14 protein-coding genes are annotated in these 16,519 nt (G+C 72.3%); 6 read left to right on the top strand and 8 right to left on the bottom strand.

Translation table 11 applies throughout. The features are described from left to right. Positions 1-233: 233 nt before the first annotated feature. Both B042_RS0119860 and B042_RS0119865 read left to right on the top strand, forming a co-directional pair. Positions 234-1,790 (top strand): long-chain fatty acid--CoA ligase, encoded by a 1,557-nt coding sequence (locus B042_RS0119860; RefSeq protein ID WP_028649814.1) that lies wholly within the window; start codon positions 234-236, stop codon positions 1,788-1,790. Between the two features lie 148 nt (positions 1,791-1,938). Next, positions 1,939-2,223 carry a hypothetical protein gene (locus B042_RS0119865; RefSeq protein ID WP_028649815.1) on the top strand — a complete coding sequence of 95 codons (285 nt, stop codon included), beginning with the start codon at positions 1,939-1,941 and terminating at the stop codon, positions 2,221-2,223. Between the two features lie 45 nt (positions 2,224-2,268). Here the strand turns inward: B042_RS0119865 and B042_RS0119870 are convergent, their stop codons facing one another. The 3 genes from B042_RS0119870 to B042_RS0119880 all read right to left on the bottom strand — a co-directional run bounded on the left by B042_RS0119870 (position 2,269) and on the right by B042_RS0119880 (position 5,646). Continuing rightward, positions 2,269-2,754: a hypothetical protein gene (locus tag B042_RS0119870; protein WP_028649816.1), complete on the bottom strand. Its 486-nt coding sequence runs from the start codon at positions 2,752-2,754 to the stop codon at positions 2,269-2,271. A 116-nt stretch (positions 2,755-2,870) separates the two neighbouring features. Next, positions 2,871-4,127, bottom strand: a complete 1,257-nt coding sequence (locus B042_RS0119875) for a class I SAM-dependent methyltransferase (protein WP_028649817.1) — start codon at positions 4,125-4,127, stop codon at positions 2,871-2,873. A 73-nt stretch (positions 4,128-4,200) separates the two neighbouring features. After that, positions 4,201-5,646 carry an FAD-binding oxidoreductase gene (locus B042_RS0119880; protein ID WP_028649818.1) on the bottom strand — a complete coding sequence of 482 codons (1,446 nt, stop codon included), beginning with the start codon at positions 5,644-5,646 and terminating at the stop codon, positions 4,201-4,203. A gap of 280 nt (positions 5,647-5,926) precedes the next feature. Between B042_RS0119880 and B042_RS0119885 the strand changes: the two genes are divergently transcribed. Both B042_RS0119885 and B042_RS0119890 read left to right on the top strand, forming a co-directional pair. Continuing rightward, complete coding sequence (locus tag B042_RS0119885) at positions 5,927-7,441, top strand: CYTH and CHAD domain-containing protein (RefSeq protein WP_028649819.1); 1,515 nt, start codon at positions 5,927-5,929, stop codon at positions 7,439-7,441. A gap of 39 nt (positions 7,442-7,480) precedes the next feature. Next, a complete protein-coding gene (locus tag B042_RS0119890; protein WP_028649820.1) occupies positions 7,481-8,272 on the top strand; it encodes a glutamate racemase in 792 nt (263 codons plus the stop codon). On the opposite strand, the gene B042_RS23975 is transcribed toward B042_RS0119890, so the two are convergent. After that, the gene (locus B042_RS23975; protein ID WP_051415819.1) at positions 8,215-9,789 is read right to left on the bottom strand and encodes a hypothetical protein; all 1,575 of its coding nucleotides are present in this window, start codon (positions 9,787-9,789) and stop codon (positions 8,215-8,217) included. The genes B042_RS0119890 and B042_RS23975 overlap by 58 nt on opposite strands. Positions 9,790-10,011: 222 nt before the next feature. Here B042_RS23975 and B042_RS0119900 point away from each other — a divergent pair, with 222 nt between their 5' ends. Together B042_RS0119900 and B042_RS0119905 are read left to right on the top strand one after the other, a co-directional pair. Then, entirely contained in the window at positions 10,012-10,359 is a 348-nt protein-coding gene (locus B042_RS0119900; protein ID WP_028649821.1) for a hypothetical protein, read from the top strand. Between the two features lie 154 nt (positions 10,360-10,513). After that, positions 10,514-11,035, top strand: a complete 522-nt coding sequence (locus B042_RS0119905) for a DUF6315 family protein (RefSeq protein WP_028649822.1) — start codon at positions 10,514-10,516, stop codon at positions 11,033-11,035. 117 nt (positions 11,036-11,152) lie between these two features. Here B042_RS0119905 and B042_RS0119910 read toward each other — a convergent pair whose 3' ends face one another. The 4 genes from B042_RS0119910 to B042_RS0119925 form a co-directional block, all read right to left on the bottom strand. Beyond that, positions 11,153-13,237 carry an ATP-dependent DNA helicase gene (locus B042_RS0119910; RefSeq protein WP_028649823.1) on the bottom strand — a complete coding sequence of 695 codons (2,085 nt, stop codon included), beginning with the start codon at positions 13,235-13,237 and terminating at the stop codon, positions 11,153-11,155. A 93-nt stretch (positions 13,238-13,330) separates the two neighbouring features. Beyond that, positions 13,331-13,804 (bottom strand): SRPBCC family protein, encoded by a 474-nt coding sequence (locus B042_RS0119915; RefSeq protein ID WP_028649824.1) that lies wholly within the window; start codon positions 13,802-13,804, stop codon positions 13,331-13,333. Continuing rightward, positions 13,797-14,147: a helix-turn-helix transcriptional regulator gene (locus B042_RS0119920; RefSeq protein WP_028649825.1), complete on the bottom strand. Its 351-nt coding sequence runs from the start codon at positions 14,145-14,147 to the stop codon at positions 13,797-13,799. The genes B042_RS0119915 and B042_RS0119920 overlap by 8 nt, the downstream gene beginning before the upstream one ends. 130 nt (positions 14,148-14,277) lie before the next feature. After that, positions 14,278-16,263 carry a hypothetical protein gene (locus tag B042_RS0119925; protein ID WP_028649826.1) on the bottom strand — a complete coding sequence of 662 codons (1,986 nt, stop codon included), beginning with the start codon at positions 16,261-16,263 and terminating at the stop codon, positions 14,278-14,280. Positions 16,264-16,519 lie beyond the last annotated feature (256 nt).

Consider the following 16,519-nt stretch of genomic DNA (forward strand, 5'->3'; position numbering starts at 1 on the left):
CGCCCCCAGGTTAGCGCCACGCAGCGGACAGCGACGAACGGATACCACAGACCTGTGGACGGGGGGCGTCCGGGCTGCCCTGGCACCCTTTTCCGAACACCGTTAGGTTTCAACTGCGTAGCGGACAGCCAAACCGACCAGCTGGTTTGTTACCCTTCCGTTTCAGTGACGCAGAACACGAGATTCAGATCACATCCGAATCTTTCCTCACCATGTAGCGGGAGGCCCCCTCAATGCTCAACCTGTCCGTGATCCTGGAGGACGGAGCCCGCGCGGTTCCGGAGAAGGATTGTCTGGTCTCCGGCGACCTTCGCCTCAACTACGCGACCGTCAACATGATCGCCGACCAGGTCGCCAACCTCCTGGTCTCCCGGGGCGTCCAGCCCGGCGACCGCATCGCGCTCGCCAGCCCGAACACCCCCTACTTCCCCTTCGTGTACTTCGGCGCCCTCAAGGCCGGCGCGGTCGTGGTCCCTCTCAACGTGCTGCTGACCGCTCCGGAGATCCAGTACCACCTGGAGGACTCCGGGGCCAAGGCGATCTTCGCCTTCACCGGCAGCCCTGAGCTCCCCCTGGGCGAACGCGCCTTCGAGGCCTTCGGCAACGTGGACTCCTGCGAGTTCTACGTCGACCTGCCCGCCGCGGCCGGCTCGACCGAGTCCAGCATCGAGGGCGCCGAGACCCTGTGGTCTGCCCTGGCGGGGCAGCCCGGCACGTTCGAGTCGGTGCAGTCCGACTCCGAGGACACCGCCGTCATCATCTACACCAGCGGCACGACCGGTCGGCCCAAGGGCGCTGAGCTGAGCCACAACAACCTGCTGCTGAACGCGGTCGTCGCCGACCGCAACGCCGACAAGTCCCCCGACGGGCGCGACGTGGCCCTCACCGTCCTGCCGCTGTTCCACATCTTCGGACAGACCGTCATGCTCAACTCGGTGCTGTACCGGCACGGGACGATGGTCCTCATGCCGCGCTTCGACGGCGCCGAGGCGCTCAGGCTCATGGAGAAGGAGGGCGTGACCGCGTTCGCCGGCGTCCCCACCATGTACTGGGGCCTGCTGACCGCAGTGCAGTCCGCCGAGCCGGGCACCTACGACGTGGAGAAGATTACGAGCACCGTCGTCGACGCGGCCTCCGGCGGCTCCTCCCTGCCCCAGCAGCTCTCCGACGACTTCACCGAGGCCTTCGGCATCGGGATCAAGGAGGGCTACGGCCTGTCCGAGACCTCGCCGATCGTCTCCTTCAACAACCCCAACATCAAGGCCAAGGCCGGCTCCATCGGCCTGCCGGTGTGGGGTGTGGAGATGAAGCTCATCGACTCCGAGTGGAACGACGCCGAGAGCGAGGGCGAGATCGCCGTCCGCGGCCACTGCGTGATGAAGGGGTACTACAACCGTCCCGAGGTCAACGCCGAGGTCCTCAACAACGGCTGGTTCCGCACCGGCGACATCGCCCGCCGGGACGAGGAGGGCTTCTACTTCATCATCGACCGCTCCAAGGACATGATCATCCGCGGCGGCTACAACGTCTACCCGCGCGAGGTCGAAGAGGTCCTGATGACCCACCCGGAGATCAGCCTGGCCGCCGTGGTGGGCGTCGAGCACGACACCCACGGCGAGGAGGTCAAGGCGTTCATCATCCGCGAGCCCGACGCCGACCTCGACGAGCAGTCGCTCATCGACTGGTCCAAGGAGCGCCTAGCCGGGTACAAGTACCCCCGCCTCGTGGAGTTCCGCACCGAGCTGCCCATGACCGCCACCGGGAAGATCCTCAAGCGCGAACTGCGCTAGAGGGCTCCTCCTCCGCCCGCGTCCCAGGGGGCAGGCGTGCGGGCGGGCCCGCCCGCACGCCTGCCCCGGCGCGCCGGGCGGCGAGGTCTCTGACGAATGGAGTGTGGACCGTGCCTGGGTGCGGTTTGGGAAGCGGGGGCGGTGCGCGGTGAGCGGGACCGGGCCCTCCCCCACCGAGGTCGTCATCAGTTGGCTCCCCCACGACGCGCGCTTCCGCGAGCGAGCGGTGCGGCACGCGCTGGCCGACCCCGCCGGGCGGAGCCTGTCCGCCTACGTGCACGGGCTGGTCGACCGCAGCAGCGACGACGGGCGGCCGCTGAGCGCGTACGACCTGCGCACCATGGCCGCCGTGCGCCAAGACCTGGACCACCGCCCCCTCTCCGCCGTGGACTGGCGCCGAGTCCGGGAGAAACTGGTCGGGGGCGGGTGGTGAGCGGCCGGTACGCGCCCTGCGCGGCGCGCTCGCGGACGGGTTCTCCTAATCGGCGAGGCCGGTCACCTGACGCAGGGTGGCCACGAGTTCGGCGCGTTTGTACACGGCCAGGCCGATGGCGGCGCTGAACGCGGCGAGCATGTGTACGAAGACCATGGGGTCGCCCGCCGCGAACCGCTCCGCGGCCTCCTCCTCACCCACCGAGTGGGCCTCCCAGGCCGTGCTGACGGCGAACTCCAGCTCGGGCGGGAGCATCTCCGCGACGGTGCGGGCGACGGCCTCGCGCGAGTCGGCTGGCTTCCACACCACACCGGTGTGCTGGACCCGGCGGCTGAGGAAGGCCGCGATGACCTTCAGCTCGGACACGACGTCGTCGGCGTTGTCGGCCGCCGCGGGGACCGCCTCGTCGAGCTCGGCCCGGTTGCGGTCCGCGTAGGCGGCGACGAGGGCGATGGCCGTGCGCTTGACCTGGTCGGACGGGTCGTTCGCGGGCGTCCCGCCGCTCGGGGCGGGGTGGTCTTCGGAGGACACTGCGGGTCCCTTCACGGTGGCTTCTGGTCGGTGTGCCTGACCTCATCATGCCGTGGCGACCGCCCCGGGGGAGCCACAACCGCAGGATGTCCCCGCGGGCGACCGCCGAGGGCGGGTCAGAAGTCCGGCCTCAGCGGCATGTGCGCCTCGGTGCCGTCCAGGCGGACGCCGAGGATCTGGTGCAACTGGACCACGTTCATCTCGAAGCCCAGGACGCATCCTGCCATGTAGAGGCGCCAGACCCTCGCGGTGCCCTCCCCGACCTCGGCGACCGCCGCGTCCCAGTTCCGCTCCAGGTTGGCGCCCCAGCGCCGGAGTGTGAGGGCGTAGTGCTCGCGCAGGTTCTCCTGGTGGCGGATCTCGAACCCGGCGTCGTTCATCGCCGTCTGGATGGTCCCGGGCCCCTCCAGTTCACCGTCGGGGAAGACGTACCGGTTGATGACGCCCCGGGGGTGGAGGGGTCTGAGGTCGTTGCGCGGCCGGGTGATGCAGTGGTTGAGCAGGCGTCCTCCCGGGACCAGCTTGTCGTGGAGCGAGGCGAAGTAGGGCGCCAGTTGGTCGGCGCCGACGTGCTCGGTCAGGCCGATCGAGCTGATCCGGTCGTAGTGGCCGTCGGGGACGTCCCGGTAGTCCATGTGGCGGACTTCGGCCAGGTCCGACAGCCCCTCCTGGGCGATGCGCTTGGCCGCCCACTCCGCCTGCTGCTTGGACAGGGTGACGCCCAGCGCCTTGACTCCGTACTCGCGCGCGGCGTGCATGACCATGCCGCCCCAGCCGCAGCCGACGTCGAGCAGGCGCATGCCGCTCTCCAGCCCGAGCTTGCGGGCGACGAGGTCGTGCTTGCGGAACTGGGCGCTCTCCAGAGACTCCTCGGCGTCGCCGAAGACGGCGCAGGTGTAGGCCATGGACGGTCCCAGCACCATCGCGTAGAAGGTGTTGGACACGTCGTAGTGGTGGTGGATGACCTCGGCGTCGCGCTCCTTGGAGTGCCGCCAGCCCAGGCGCGTCAGCCTGCTCTGGCGCATCTCCTGCGGAGGCGGGGCGACCCGGTTGACGAACTTGACCCACCCCACGGAGCGGGCCACCCGGAGGAGGTCCCCGATCCCCGGGGCGCGGTCGTTCTCCAGGGCGAAGCGGGCCATGGACCGCAGTGCGGTGTACATGTCGCCCTCCACGTCCAGGTGCCCGGACACGTAGGCGCGGGTGAGGCCCACGGCGTTCGGCGACTGGGCGAGGTAGTTGACGGCGACCGGTGTGCGCACGCGAAGGGTGTTCTCGGCGCCGGGAGGGCCGGCCTCGCTGCCGTCGTAGGCGGTGAAGCGGATGGGTGCGTCGGGGCCGACGACCCGCTCGAAGATCTCGGCAAGCCGCATGTTCTCGTCCTCACTCTCCCGGGCCCGTCCCCGGAGGAGGACCAGCCCGTCTCGTCCTTGGTCCTTCTCGGTGTCAGCGGTTGCGTACGCACTTGGCGTACAGGTCGAGCAGCCTGCCGTCGGGGTCGTAGTCCGCCTTGAGGCGGGCGTAGGCCGTCCCGTTGTAGAGCCGCCAGAAGCGCTCCTCGGTGTAGAAGGCGTCCGAGTACAGCGACTTGTGGCCGCCGAGGCACTCGACCTCCTCCTCCACGAGACGGTTGTGGTGGGCCCGGCGCTGGCCGGGCACCGTGTCGACGAGTCCCCAGAAGCCGAAGTTGACGTACAGGCGGTCGCTCTCCAGCGGGTAGAGCGGCCACACGTGCCCGTCGGCGGCCCCTGCGGAGGCCGGTTCCCGCAGCCGCAGGGGGCACATCCACACGGGGCTCATGCCGATCCGAGCGTGGAAGAAGTCGAGGAACTCCGCGCCGCGTTCGACGCCGACCTCGACGTCCTGGATGAGCGGTTCCCGGGGCCGCCTGCCACGGTAGTGGTCGAGCAGCCGGGAGAAGTCGGTGCGCCGGTCCCAGGCGACGAGCCTGCGGTAGACGTCGGAGCGCTTGAGCGCGCGCGGCCACAGGGGGCGGACCAGGGGGTGCTGGGCGCCGAAGGCACGGGAGCACCAGAACCAGTCGGTGTCCCACCGCCACAGGTAGTCGTGGGTGGTGAGGTAGTCGCCCGGCCCCGTCCCGGCATAGTCGCGGATGGAGCGGTAGTAGATGCCGGTTCCGGTGTAGTCACTGGTCCACGGCGCGTGGTCGGTGAAGCGGGCGAGGGTGAGGTAGAGCTCGTCGGGGCCGAAGGCCACCCCGTCCACGAAGTCGACGGGCCGCCCGTCGTGTTCGGCGGCACCGCAGATCCGTTCGAGGGCGGCCATGGCCTCGGCCGCGTCGTGGAACCTCAGGTGGCGCAGATGTACGTACGGGGAGACGGGCTCCAGCTCGATGCGCAGGCGCAGCGCGTAGCCGAGGGTTCCGTAGGAGTTGGGGAAGCCGTGGAACAGGTCGGCGTGCCGGTTGTCACGGGTGGCGGTGACGACCTCACCCGAGCCGGTGAGGATCTCCATCTCCTGGACGGACTCGTGCGGCAGCCCGTTGCGGAAGGAGGTGGACTCGATGCCCAGCCCGGTGACCGCACCACCCACGGTGATGGTCCGCAGTTGCGGGACGACCAACGGCATCAGCCCGTGCGGGAGGGTGGCGGCGACGAGGTCCTCATAGGTGGTCATACCACCCACGTCGGCCAGGCCCTCCACGGGGTCGATGCCGATGACGCCGGAGAAGGACGACACGTCCAGCGGCGGGGACGCCGAGGGTTCGCGGAAGCGGAAGAGGTTGGAGGTGGGTTTGGCCAGACGGACGGGTGCGTCCCCGGGCAGCGCCCGGAACTCCCGGCGCAGCCGCCGGACGGCCTCGTCGTGCGCGGCGAGCCCCGGCCGTCCCCCCGCCGTACTCGTGCCTGTGTCCTGCTGTGGAGGTGCCATCCCAGTTCCCGCTTCCGGTCCCGGCGCGCGTGACGCACGGCATGGTGTGATCCGCCCCCGGCACGAAATGTGTGGGACGGGCCGATCTCCTCAGTTCTACCTACCGGTAACGGATTTTTGCCACCCCATTTGCGCCCGTGTCGCTTGGAGAGGCCCTCGACCAGCGATACCCAGTGATGTGACCTGGATCACTCAACCGGCGATCCCGTCCGCGCCCTTCCGTACCGGGCCCGGCGATGGTGCAATGGGCGAAAGGAACCCCGAGCGGAGGGGGCCTCCGTTGAACGACCACCTCGAGGTCGAGACCACGTTCGCCATGGACGGGGACCTGCCCGACCTGTCCGGAACCACCCCGGGCGGCGTGCGCTCCGAGGCCTTCCGCCTCGAAGCCACCTACTACGACACCGCCGGACTGCGCCTGGCGGCCCGCGGCATCACCTGCCGCCGCCGCACCGGCGGCTCCGACGCCGGCTGGCACCTCAAGGTCCCCTGGGGCGAGGGCACTCGCCGCGAACTGCACGCCCCCCTCTCCTGCGACCCGCCCGCGAACTTCGTCGGCCTGTCCGCCGCGGCCGCACGCGGCGCGCCCCTGCTGCCGGTGGCCCGGATCGACACCGAACGCACCGAGCACCGTCTGGAGGACGAGGACGGTGCCGCCCTGGTCGTGGTCGCCGACGACCACGTGACCTCCCGCGACCTGGCGCCCCGCACCGCCGACGGCACCGTCGGCGCGGAGGACTCCTGGCGCGAGGTCGAGGCCGAACTCGCCGACGGCGACCGCTCCGACCTCGACCGCGTCACCGCGGTGCTGACCCGGTCGGGCGCCCGGCCGGCCGAGTACCCCTCCAAGCTGCGCCGAGCGCTGGGCCACCGGCTGCCTCCCCCGCTCCCGCGGCACCCGGGCTCGGGCGACGCCGCGACGGTCCTGGCCCACCTGGCCCGGTACACCGACCGACTGCTCGCCTTCGACCCGCTCGTACGCCGCTTCGAGCCAGACGCCGTACACCAGATGCGGGTGACCAGCCGCCGCCTGCGCAGCGCCCTGACCGGGTTCCGCTCGGTCCTGCGACGCTCCCAGACCCGCCCCGTCGCCGACGAACTGCGCCACCTGGCCGCCGTGCTCGGCGAGGTCAGGGACCTGGAGGTGCTGCGCGAGCGCTGGACCGCGCACCTGGAGCGCCTGCCCGACCACCTGGTGGGACGGGACCGCAGCGGCGTCTGGCTCACCTACCTCGACGAACGCATGGAGCGGGCCCGGTCCGAGGTGGACGCGTTCCTCAACAGCCCGCGCTACTTCGCCCTCCTCGACTCACTCGACACGCTGCTCGCCGCGCCGCCGCTGCGCAAGAAGGCGGCACGTGGGAACACCGACCTCCTGGCCAGGGACATCACCCGGGCGTGCGCACGCCTGCGGGACCGCCACGACGCAGCACTCGCCGCCGACGCCGCGGGGGACCCCCAACAGCGGGCCGCGGCCTGGCACGAGGTGCGCAAGTCCGCCAAACGGGTCCGCTACGCCGCACGGATGGCCCAGAGCGGTCTGGGCAAACCCGCCAAACGGCTCGGCAAGTGGGCCCGCGACCTCCAGGACGTCCTGGGCCGCTACCAGGACGGCCGCGTGGGCCTGGCCTACCTGGACACCGTCGGCGACGACCTGATCCGCACCCAACCCGACGACCGCGAGTCCGTCCTGCTCACCCTGGGCGCCGTCGCCGGTTTGGAGGCCGCCGGCGGGGAGGGCCTCCTCGACGAGGCCGAACACGTGTGGGGCTCGGGCTCGCGCCTGTGGACGTGAGGGCGCGGCGGGACCGGTCGCGGCATAGAATCTGCAACCGTGCGCATCGCTCTCGTTGACTCCGGAATCGGCATGCTCTCCACGGCGGCGGCCCTGCACGCCGCACGCCCGGACGCCGACCTCGTCCTGTCCATGGACCCGGACCACATGCCCTGGGGCCCGCGCACCCCGGAGGAGATCATCGGGCGCGTCCTGGCCGGGGCCCGCGCGGCGCGCGAGGCCTCGGACCGGGAGGACCTGACCGCAGTGGTAGTGCCCTGCAACACCGCCTCCGTCCACGGACTGGCCGCTCTGAGGGCCGAGTTCGAACCGCGGATCCCGGTGATCGGCACGGTCCCGCCGATCAAGCCCGCCGCGGCGGCGGGCGGGCCGATCGCGGTGTGGTCCACGGCGGCGACCACCCGCAGCGCCTACCAGAACCGGCTCATCGAGACCTTCGCCTCGGGCGTCGAGGTCACCCCCGTGGCCTGCCTCGGTCTGGCTGAGGCGGTGGAGTCCGCCGACCCGCGGATGATCGCCGACGCCCTGGCCTACGCGGCCGAGCGGACCCCGGACGCCGTCCGGGGGGTGGTCCTGGGCTGTACGCACTACGACCTGGTCGGGGACGGTGCCCTCGCGGCCCTGGGACGCACCGTGGACACGTTCACGGCCGCCGACGCCGTGGCCGCGCAGACCCTGCGCAGAATCGGCACGCCTCCCCCCGGGGAGGCGCCGGGCCGGGTCACCGTCCTGGCCAGTGGACGGCCCTCCCGGCTGCCCGGGGCCGCGCTCGCCTACCCGGCCGGCCGCGCGCTGGCCACCGCCGCCCCGGCCTCCGGCGCGGTCCGGTAGGGCTCCACCGGCCCGACCACCATGGCGGCCCGGCCCTGGCCGTCCTGGCCGGGCACCCCCGCGGCGAGCGTGCGGACCAGGTCCCGGACCCCCGCGGTGTCGTTGTCGTGCAGGAGCGTCTCCAGTAGCGACAGCGCCGCGTTCTGGTCGCCGGGCCGCTCCCGCACGTGGCGCCACTGCGGGCCGGTGGCCACGTCGGAGAGCATCAGTGTGCGTCCGACCTGGCCGAGCGCGGCCAGCAGCGGGGTGTCGTTGGGCAGGGACGACAGCGCGGCGTTGACCTGCTCCGCCTGGTACTCGGGGTCAACCTGGTCGGCGGGCTGGGCCCTGAGGTGGTCCAGGATGCGGTCGGCGGATGCCACGGGCGGGACCGGGGTCATCGCCGCGACCAGGGAGCGGACCTCGGCCAGGTCCCCGGCGGCCTCCTCCGTGCGGCCCAGTCCGGCGATGAGCCGCTCGGCCCGGAGCGCTGAGCACTCCGCCACCCAGCGCGCCCCGCGTCCGACGGCCAGGCGCGCGGCGGCCAGGGCCAGTTCGGCACCCCGGCGCGGCGCGCCCACCCGCTCGAAGTAGCGCGACCAGGTGGTGATCCGCACCCCCAGACGCCAGTCGTTGCGGACCGCGCCCTGGCAGACGAGGTTCTCCACGGCCTCCACCCAGGCCGACCGCAGACTCGGATGGGCCTCGGCCTCCTCCACCGTGGGCAGGACGCCGATGGCGTCCCGGGAGGGGCACAGCCCTAGGCGGACCAGCCAGGACAGCAGCCGCGCCCGCTCGAAGCGGATGGACCGGCCCAGCGCGACGTGCCGTGTCCCCGCGGCCGCGGCCTCCCTCTCCAGGGCGATCTCGGCCTCCAGGCGGTCCAGGGCCTCCAGTGCGTCGGTGTGCTTGTCCTGGTGGCGCAGGGAGCGGACGAGGGCGAACACCCCCTCGGTGCCCAGCAGCGCGGGTCCGATGGCCGTGTGCTCGTAGCGGCGCAGCTCGGCTTCGGCCCGGTCGGGCCGCCCCTCGTCGATCAGGACGTGGGTGCGGGCCAGGCACAGGGACGGCCAGGCGGGGGTGTTCTCCCACCCGTCGAGGCGCTGCGCCGACAGCAGTTCGCGGCGCGCCGCCGTGGTGCCCGCCGCATCGATGTTGGCGTGGCATCGGGCCAGCGTCTCCAGTGCGGACACCGGCAGCGGCCCGTGCTCCCGCGGGTCGGGCCCCTCCTCCACCGCGGCGACGGCCTGGTCGATCGCCCTCCTGCCCTCGGCGAGCGCGCCCACCCGCACGGCCAAGGGCCAGTGCGCGAGGTAGGCCAGGGTCGGCGTGCCGAGAACGTCCGGTGCCCCGGCCTCACCCGCTTCGGCCACCAGACGGCGGGCCGTGCGCAGGGCTGAGCGGGCGACCATCTCCACGCGGACCGCCTCCCCGGCCTCACACGACTCGGGCAGAGTCGTGACGGAGTCAGCGAGTTCGACCTGTCCCATCTTTCGCAGATGGCGCGCGGTCTCCCCCGCCCACGTCCACATCGGCATCATGATCTCCCCCTGTAGTGCGATGCGAGACAGAACGTAGCAGCGTGGTGACAGAGCTGTCCGGAAAACGCGTGAAACCGGTGCGCTCCGGGACCCGCCCTCCGACCCTCCGGCGGGGGAGGAACTAGACTCTGGGGATCGGTGGTGCCGGGGCCGTTCGCGACCGCGGCACCGAGGACACCCCCGCCCGACGAGACGTCGCAGACTAAGGACGGCACGCCGATGGGATGGCGAGACCGCTTCGGCCTACGCAAGGCCAACCGCAAGGGCAAGGCCCGCTTCGACCGGGACTCCGAGGACTCCGACATCAAGGCTCTGATCGAGTTCGCCGAGAGCCGGGTGGGGGTGGAGTTCTTCGTCGAGCCCGAGACCTTCGCCACCCGGGCCACCGCCGTGGCGGTGGCCACCGACGGGGAGTGGATCCGCCGCAGGTGCGGTTCACCCGAGGTCATCCGCAAGGTGGCGAGCAGGATCGCGACCCCCGCCTACGACGTCCAGATCGTCGGGTACCCACAGCGGATGCGCGACTGGAGCGCCCGCAACAAGCGCGGCCTGTCCCTGGACGAGTGACGACGGACATGCCGGAACCGCGTCCCCGCGCACCCGAAACCCGAGATCGGGGCATTTGGGGCATTGATGACGACACCTTGCCCCGACTTCCTCACGGAACGGGTTCCCTTACGGACTCCATCCGTCGCATACTCGCCTGGGAGGGGGGACTCTGATGGAGCAGGATCTCACTGCCTTGTGCTGTGAATGCGGCATGGTCCGCCGGGTGAGCGACTACCAGTGCGTGGGCGAGGCGCAGTCCGCCTACGGAGTGGCCCGGTGCGTCGTCTGGCGCAAGTGCCGCACGTGCGGCTACCGCACCTACCATGCCTACCTGCGCGGCGACGAGGAGCGGGACGAACTGGAGGACGCCCTGCGCCTGGACGGCGCCCTGGCCGCCGAGGCACTGGAGGAGGAGGTCGAGCAACTCAGGCTGTGCGGTGTCGAGGTCGGCCACGCGTCCGTCCCCGCCATCTGGGACGGACAGTCCGTGGGCATGGTCACCCAGCGGCTGACCGACCAGTCCTACTCCATCGTGCTGGACCCCGAGTCCCCCGTGGTGTCCCGGCTCAAGCTCATCGACATGATGTGGAACGAACTCCTGGTGGGCGAGCACGACGACCGCTGGTACATCCAGGAGCCCGAGGACGACTCCCCCGGCTACGCGGTCCGGCTCTTCGGCTACCGCTCCCGCTGACCTCTCCCGGACCGCCGCCTCCCCCGGGCGCGGGGCGAGGTGCCCGGCCGGACCGGCCCACCCCGCAGAACGGCCCTCGGACGAGGGGCCACGGAATCCGCGGAGCCGGGCCGGCGCTCACCCCGCCGTCGGTTCGGGGATCGGCCGCCCGCTGAGGCGGCGCAGCGCGGCCCGGGCCACCGAGGGGTCCGTGGTCCCCCAGTAGGGGGGCAGCGACGCGCGGAGGAACCCGCCGTAGCGCGCGGTGGCCAGCCGCCGGTCCAGGACCGCGATCACGCCGCGGTCGTCGGTCGACCGCAGCAGTCGGCCGGTGCCCTGGGCGAGCAGCAGGGCCGCGTGGGTGGCCGTCACCGCCATGAAGCCGTTGCCGCCGTGGGAGGAGACCGCCCGTTGGCGTGCCGAGGACAGCGGGTCGTCGGGCCGGGGGAAGGGGATGCGGTCGACGATCACCAGTTGCAGGGACGGTCCGGGCACGTCCACGCCCTGCCAGAGCGAGAGGGTGCCGAACAGGCAGGACCGCTCCTCCTCGGCGAAGGCGCGGACCAGCTGGCCGGTGGAGTCCTCGCCCTGGCAGAGGATCGGCTGGTCCAGGCGTCCGCGCAGCTCCTCGGTGGCCTGCTGGGCGGCACGCATGGAGGAGAACAGCCCGAGGGCGCGGCCGTCGGCGGCCTCGATGAGCTCGGCGATCTCGTCCAGGCAGGCCGGGGCCAGGCCGTCGCGCCCCGGCGGAGGCAGATGGGTGGCCACGTAGAGGATGCCGCTGCGCGCGTGGTCGAAGGGCGATCCCACGTCCAGACCGCGCCAGCGGGGCTCCCCCGCGGCCCGGTGCGGACCGTCGTCGTCGGGGTCGGGGGCCTGCTCCGGGCCCGGGTCCGGGTCCAGACCGCGTTCGGCGCGCTCGGCCGCCTCCTGGGCGGCCTCACGGCCCAGGCCCCACTGGTGGGCCAAGGGGGCGAAGGTACCGCCGAGGGCGAGGGTGGCCGAGGTGAGCACGACCGTGCGGTCCCCGAAGAGCTTCTCGCGCAGCAGGCCGCCCACGCCCAGCGGCGCGGCGCTGAGGGAGGGCGGGCGGGAGGGCGACCTGGTGAGCCAGCAGACCTCGGTGCGCTCGCGCAGCGGGGGGCCGAACGCCTCCAGGACCCGCACGGCGGCGTCGTGGACCTCCTCCAGGGCGGCCAGGGCCATCTTGCGGTCACTGGCGGTGTCGGGGTCGAACTCCCCCGTGGCGGGGCCGACCGCGCTGACGCAGGCGGCCGCGGCGTCGCGGACGGCGGCGACGGCCCCGGCCAGGCCGTCGTCGATGTGGTCGAGCCGACCCTCGGGGGCGTCGGCCAGCATCAGGCCGAGGCCCTCGGCGCACTCGGTGAGCCGCTCGCCGATCCCGGGTTCGACGAGCCGGCCGGCGCGCTTGGCGGCGGTGGCCACCGCGCGTTCGGTGAGGGTGGCGGTGGCCACGGAGGTGGCGCGGTCGACGAGTTCGTGCGCCTCGTCGATCACGATGGTGTCGTGCTCGGGCAGGAGGCGGCCGTCCTGGGTCATGTCGATGGCGAGCATGGCGTGGTTGGTGACGACGACGTCCACACCTCGTGCGGCCTCGCGGGCGAACTCGGCGAAGCACTCCTGGCCGAAGGGGCAGGCACGGGCGCCCATGCACTCGTTTCCGCCCACCGAGACCTGGCGCCAGGCCAGGTCGCCGACCCCGGGGGCGAGTTCGTCGCGGTCACCGGTGACGGTCTCCTCGGCCCACTCGTGCAGGCGTGCCACCTGGCGTCCGAGCGCGGACAACTGCCGGGGGTCGAAGAGTTCGGCGTCCTCGGCCTCGTGGTCGGCGGTGTGGAGGCGGTTGCGGCACAGGTAGTTGCGCCGCCCCTTGAGCACCGCGAAGGCGGGCTCGCGCGGCAGCAGGGGAGCGAGCGCGGCGGCCAGCCTGGGAAGGTCCCGTTCGATGAGCTGGTTCTGGAGCGCGATGGTGGCGGTGGAGACGACCACGGTGGTCTCCTCGGCCATCGCGTGTCTGACCGCGGGCACGAGGTAGGCCAGGGACTTTCCGGTGCCGGTGCCGGCCTGGACCACGAGGTGCTCGCGCCGCCGGACCGCGTCGGTCACGGCCTCTGCCATGGTCCGCTGGCCCTCGCGGCGGGTGCCGCCCAGAGCGGAGACGGCCGCGTCGAGCAGGGTGGGGACGTCGGGGAGATCTGCCACGGATCGACAGTACCGGCCCAGGGAGACGGACGGGCCACTGTCCACAGTGCCGGTCCGGTCGGCCCCGCGGCGGGGCCGACCGGACCGCGGCGCTCAGGCCAGGGCGGCGACGACCTCCTCCAGCGCGTCCAGGGACTGGGCCGTACCGGACTCCATCCCGGCGGCGACCATGCCGTCGCGGTCCTCCACGGACTGGAAGACCGACCGCGCGGTGTAGAGGGTGCGGCTCCCCTGGTCCTCCAGCCGGTGGGTCTCCAGGAGCACGTGCCCGGGGGCGCCCTCGAACTCGAAGGTCTGGACGAGGCGTTCCGGGGCGGCCACGTCGTGGTAGACGCCGTGGAAGGCGTGCTCCGCGCCGTCGGGCGCCTTCTCCACGAACCGCCAGGACCCGCCGGGCCTGACGTCGGCGCGGTCCACGACCGTCTCGGTCCCTCTGAGCCCCCACCAGCGGGCCAGGTGCTCCGGTTCGGTCATGGCCCGGAAGACGGTCTCTCGCGGGGCGTCGAAGCTCCGCTTGACGACGACGTCCTGTCGGCCGGGTTCGACGATCACTTGCAGGTCACTCATGGCCGTTTCCCTTCTCGCTGCCGTCCCGGATGCGGCGGATCTCCTGGTCGAGGCGCTCGAAGCGGTCCTCCCAGCGGTCGCGGTAGCGCTCGATCCACACCGAGGCGCGCTCCAGCGGGGCGGCCTCCAGCCGGCACGGGCGCCACTGGGCGTCCCTGCCCCGGCTGATCAGTCCGGCCGCCTCCAGCACCTTCAGGTGCCGGGAGACCGCCTGGAGGCTGATCGGGAAGGGCTCCGCCAACTCGTTGACGGTGGCCTCGCCCCGCGCGAGCCGGGCCAGTAGGGCCCGACGCGTGGGATCGGCCAGCGCCGCGAACGTGCGACTCAACGGGTCATCCGCCATCTGGGTATTCAATCTTTTAGTTGATCAACCTTCTTGTTGATTATGCATCCGGGAGGGCCCTCGGGTCAAGGAACGGAGCACGGCCCCCGCCCCGGGGGGCGGAGGCCGTTGCGCGCGGGACCGGGACCGGTCAGGACCGCTGCGGCGGACCGACCAGGGGTGTCTCGACCGGCTCGGCCAGGCCGACGAACACCACCATCTCGTGGCCGCCCGGGTTGGTCAGGCGCGGCCTCGTCTGCCAGTTGTTGGCCAACCACACGTTGCCGGACGGGTCGATCTGGACCCCGGTGTTGCGCACGAGAGCGTCACTGGTGTAGCCGGTGCCGGCCGGGGAGATCGGGTCGCCGGTACGGTGTCCGGGCGGGCAGGACGAGGCGTCGGCCCCGCACAGGTGGGCCAACCGCTGGCCGCCGAAGTTGGCGACCCACACGTTGTCGGCACCGTCGACCGCGATGCCCCACGGGATGTACAGACCACCGTTCTCGAAGGGGCTGTCCGGTGTGCGGCCCTGGGCGTCCACCATGGTGACGGAGGCCTCGGGCCGGGGGTCGAGGACCGACTCCAGGAAGTCCTCGATGCTGATGTCTCCACAGGGCGGCTGGATGATGCCGGAGTTGGCCACCCAGACGTTGCCCAGACTGTCGGAGGCGATGCCCATGGGGGCGTCGATCCCACCGCCCTCGACCGAGGCGACCGGTGTGCCGTCGGGGGCGAGCGCCAGGACGTTGGAGGTCCTGTTGCCGGTTACCCACGCCCGGCCCTCGGTGTCGACGGCGATGTCGAACGGCGTGTCCAGCAGTTCGGAGCCCGGATCGATGTTCTCCGCGTCGCGGGGGTCGCCTCCCGGGATGCGGGTCACGGTGTCGTTGCCGCAGTTGGCCAGCCAGACGGTGCCGCTGCGGTCGGCGACAGTGCCCTGGGGGCGGTCGATACCGCCCACCCGCCAGCCGGCGCGCGGCGACAGCGGCAGCCCTGCGGGGCTGAACTGCGAGACGCTGCGGGAGAGCAGGCCCTGGTCCTTCTCACAGCCGCGGCCCTGGAAGCCGAAGTTGCCGACCCAGAGGTCGCCGCGCGGGTCGAAGGTGACGCCGTAGCCCGCTCCGTAGACGCCTCCGCCCCCGAAGGGTGAACCAGGCGCGTTCCGGCCGTCCGGGGTGAACTTCACGACCTGCTCGGCACCGCACACCGTCTCCCGGGGGTCGGCGCCGAACTCGTAGTTGTTGATGATCCAGGCGTTGCCGTCGGCGTCGAAGGCCACGTTGCCCGGCCCGTCGAGTTCGCGGCCGGTACCGACGTAGCTCAGGGCCAGTGTCCAGGCGTCCGGGGCCGACTCCAGCTCGGGGGTGAACACCCGCTGGGTCCGCGAGGCCCGGAACAGGGCGCCGGCCCGGTGGCCGGGCGCGCGGGCGATGTTGAGCGCCGCCTGCAGGGTGTCCCGGGCCGGGGGCTGGCCCTGGGCCCGCGCCAGGCGGAACAGGCGCTCGCAGGAGTCGGGGCCGGCGCAACTGGCGAGGAGGTTGGCCAGCGAGTTGAAGGTGCGCAGGGTGGAGGTGCGGTCGCCGTTGGGCGGAGCGGCCAGGACCCGGGCGATCCCGCCGGTCCTGGCGTCGGCGAGGTTGCGCGAGGTGAGGGCGGCGTTCCGCGGCCCGGGGCGGGGGCCCGCGATGTGCGCACCCTCCATGAACTGGGCCATGGAGAAGGCGGTGGCCACGGTCGTGCGTTCGTTGACCACCACGCGGGAGCGGCGGGAGGCGGGCAGGACCGCGGTGAGCCGGACGGGGTCGCGGCCCTGGGCCCGGTACCCGTCGCCGGCGGGGTCTGCCTCCGCCACGACGTAGAGCACGGACTCGGGGTCGGAGGGGCGGTGGTAGCCGATCTCGAACCGCCCGTTCGGTGCGCTGCGGGCCGTCCCCAGGACGGTCGCCGGGTCGTCCCACCCGTCCCCCGCCCGGTAGAGGCGGACCTCGGCACCGCCCAGGGGGTCTCCCCCGTTGGTGATCGTCCCCTGCTGGCGGGCGGCCTCCGGCCCCGGCCCCTCCTCCGGTGGAGCGGCGGCTGAGGTGGTGGTCAACGCGGCGAGGACTGCCCCGGCCACGAGCGCACAGCGACGGCGCATCTGGACTCCGATTCACGGCTGCGGGTGGTTGCGTCCCGGACACGCGGGACGTTCAGCGATGACCGTACATCCACAGCGACGCTCCCACTACTAGGGGTGACCAACGTGTTCCGCCCCGACCGCAGACCGACGGACCCCGGAAGCCGTTCCGGCACAGCAAAACGCCCCACCCACCCCACCGACCCAAGCGGCCAGCACACAGGGGGGCACCCTGGGGACTTCCCCCGGCGAACACGAAGGCCGCCGAGCAGGGTCG

It is taken from the genome of Nocardiopsis sp. CNT312 (genome assembly GCF_000515115.1).
Lineage (GTDB): Bacteria > Actinomycetota > Actinomycetes > Streptosporangiales > Streptosporangiaceae > Nocardiopsis.

What these genes read in the sequence shown, in the direction of transcription:
- B042_RS0119860 (WP_028649814.1), top strand. Translation starts at nt 234, where the DNA reads ATGCTCAACCTGTCCGTGATCCTGGAGGACGGAGCCCGCGCGGTTCCG.
- B042_RS0119875 (WP_028649817.1), bottom strand. Translation starts at nt 4,127, where the DNA reads ATGCGGCTTGCCGAGATCTTCGAGCGGGTCGTCGGCCCCGACGCACCC.
- B042_RS0119880 (WP_028649818.1), bottom strand. Translation starts at nt 5,646, where the DNA reads ATGGCACCTCCACAGCAGGACACAGGCACGAGTACGGCGGGGGGACGG.
- B042_RS23975 (WP_051415819.1), bottom strand. Translation starts at nt 9,789, where the DNA reads ATGCCGATGTGGACGTGGGCGGGGGAGACCGCGCGCCATCTGCGAAAG.
- B042_RS0119900 (WP_028649821.1), top strand. Translation starts at nt 10,012, where the DNA reads ATGGGATGGCGAGACCGCTTCGGCCTACGCAAGGCCAACCGCAAGGGC.
- B042_RS0119905 (WP_028649822.1), top strand. Translation starts at nt 10,514, where the DNA reads ATGGAGCAGGATCTCACTGCCTTGTGCTGTGAATGCGGCATGGTCCGC.
- B042_RS0119915 (WP_028649824.1), bottom strand. Translation starts at nt 13,804, where the DNA reads ATGAGTGACCTGCAAGTGATCGTCGAACCCGGCCGACAGGACGTCGTC.
- B042_RS0119920 (WP_028649825.1), bottom strand. Translation starts at nt 14,147, where the DNA reads ATGGCGGATGACCCGTTGAGTCGCACGTTCGCGGCGCTGGCCGATCCC.
- B042_RS0119925 (WP_028649826.1), bottom strand. Translation starts at nt 16,263, where the DNA reads ATGCGCCGTCGCTGTGCGCTCGTGGCCGGGGCAGTCCTCGCCGCGTTG.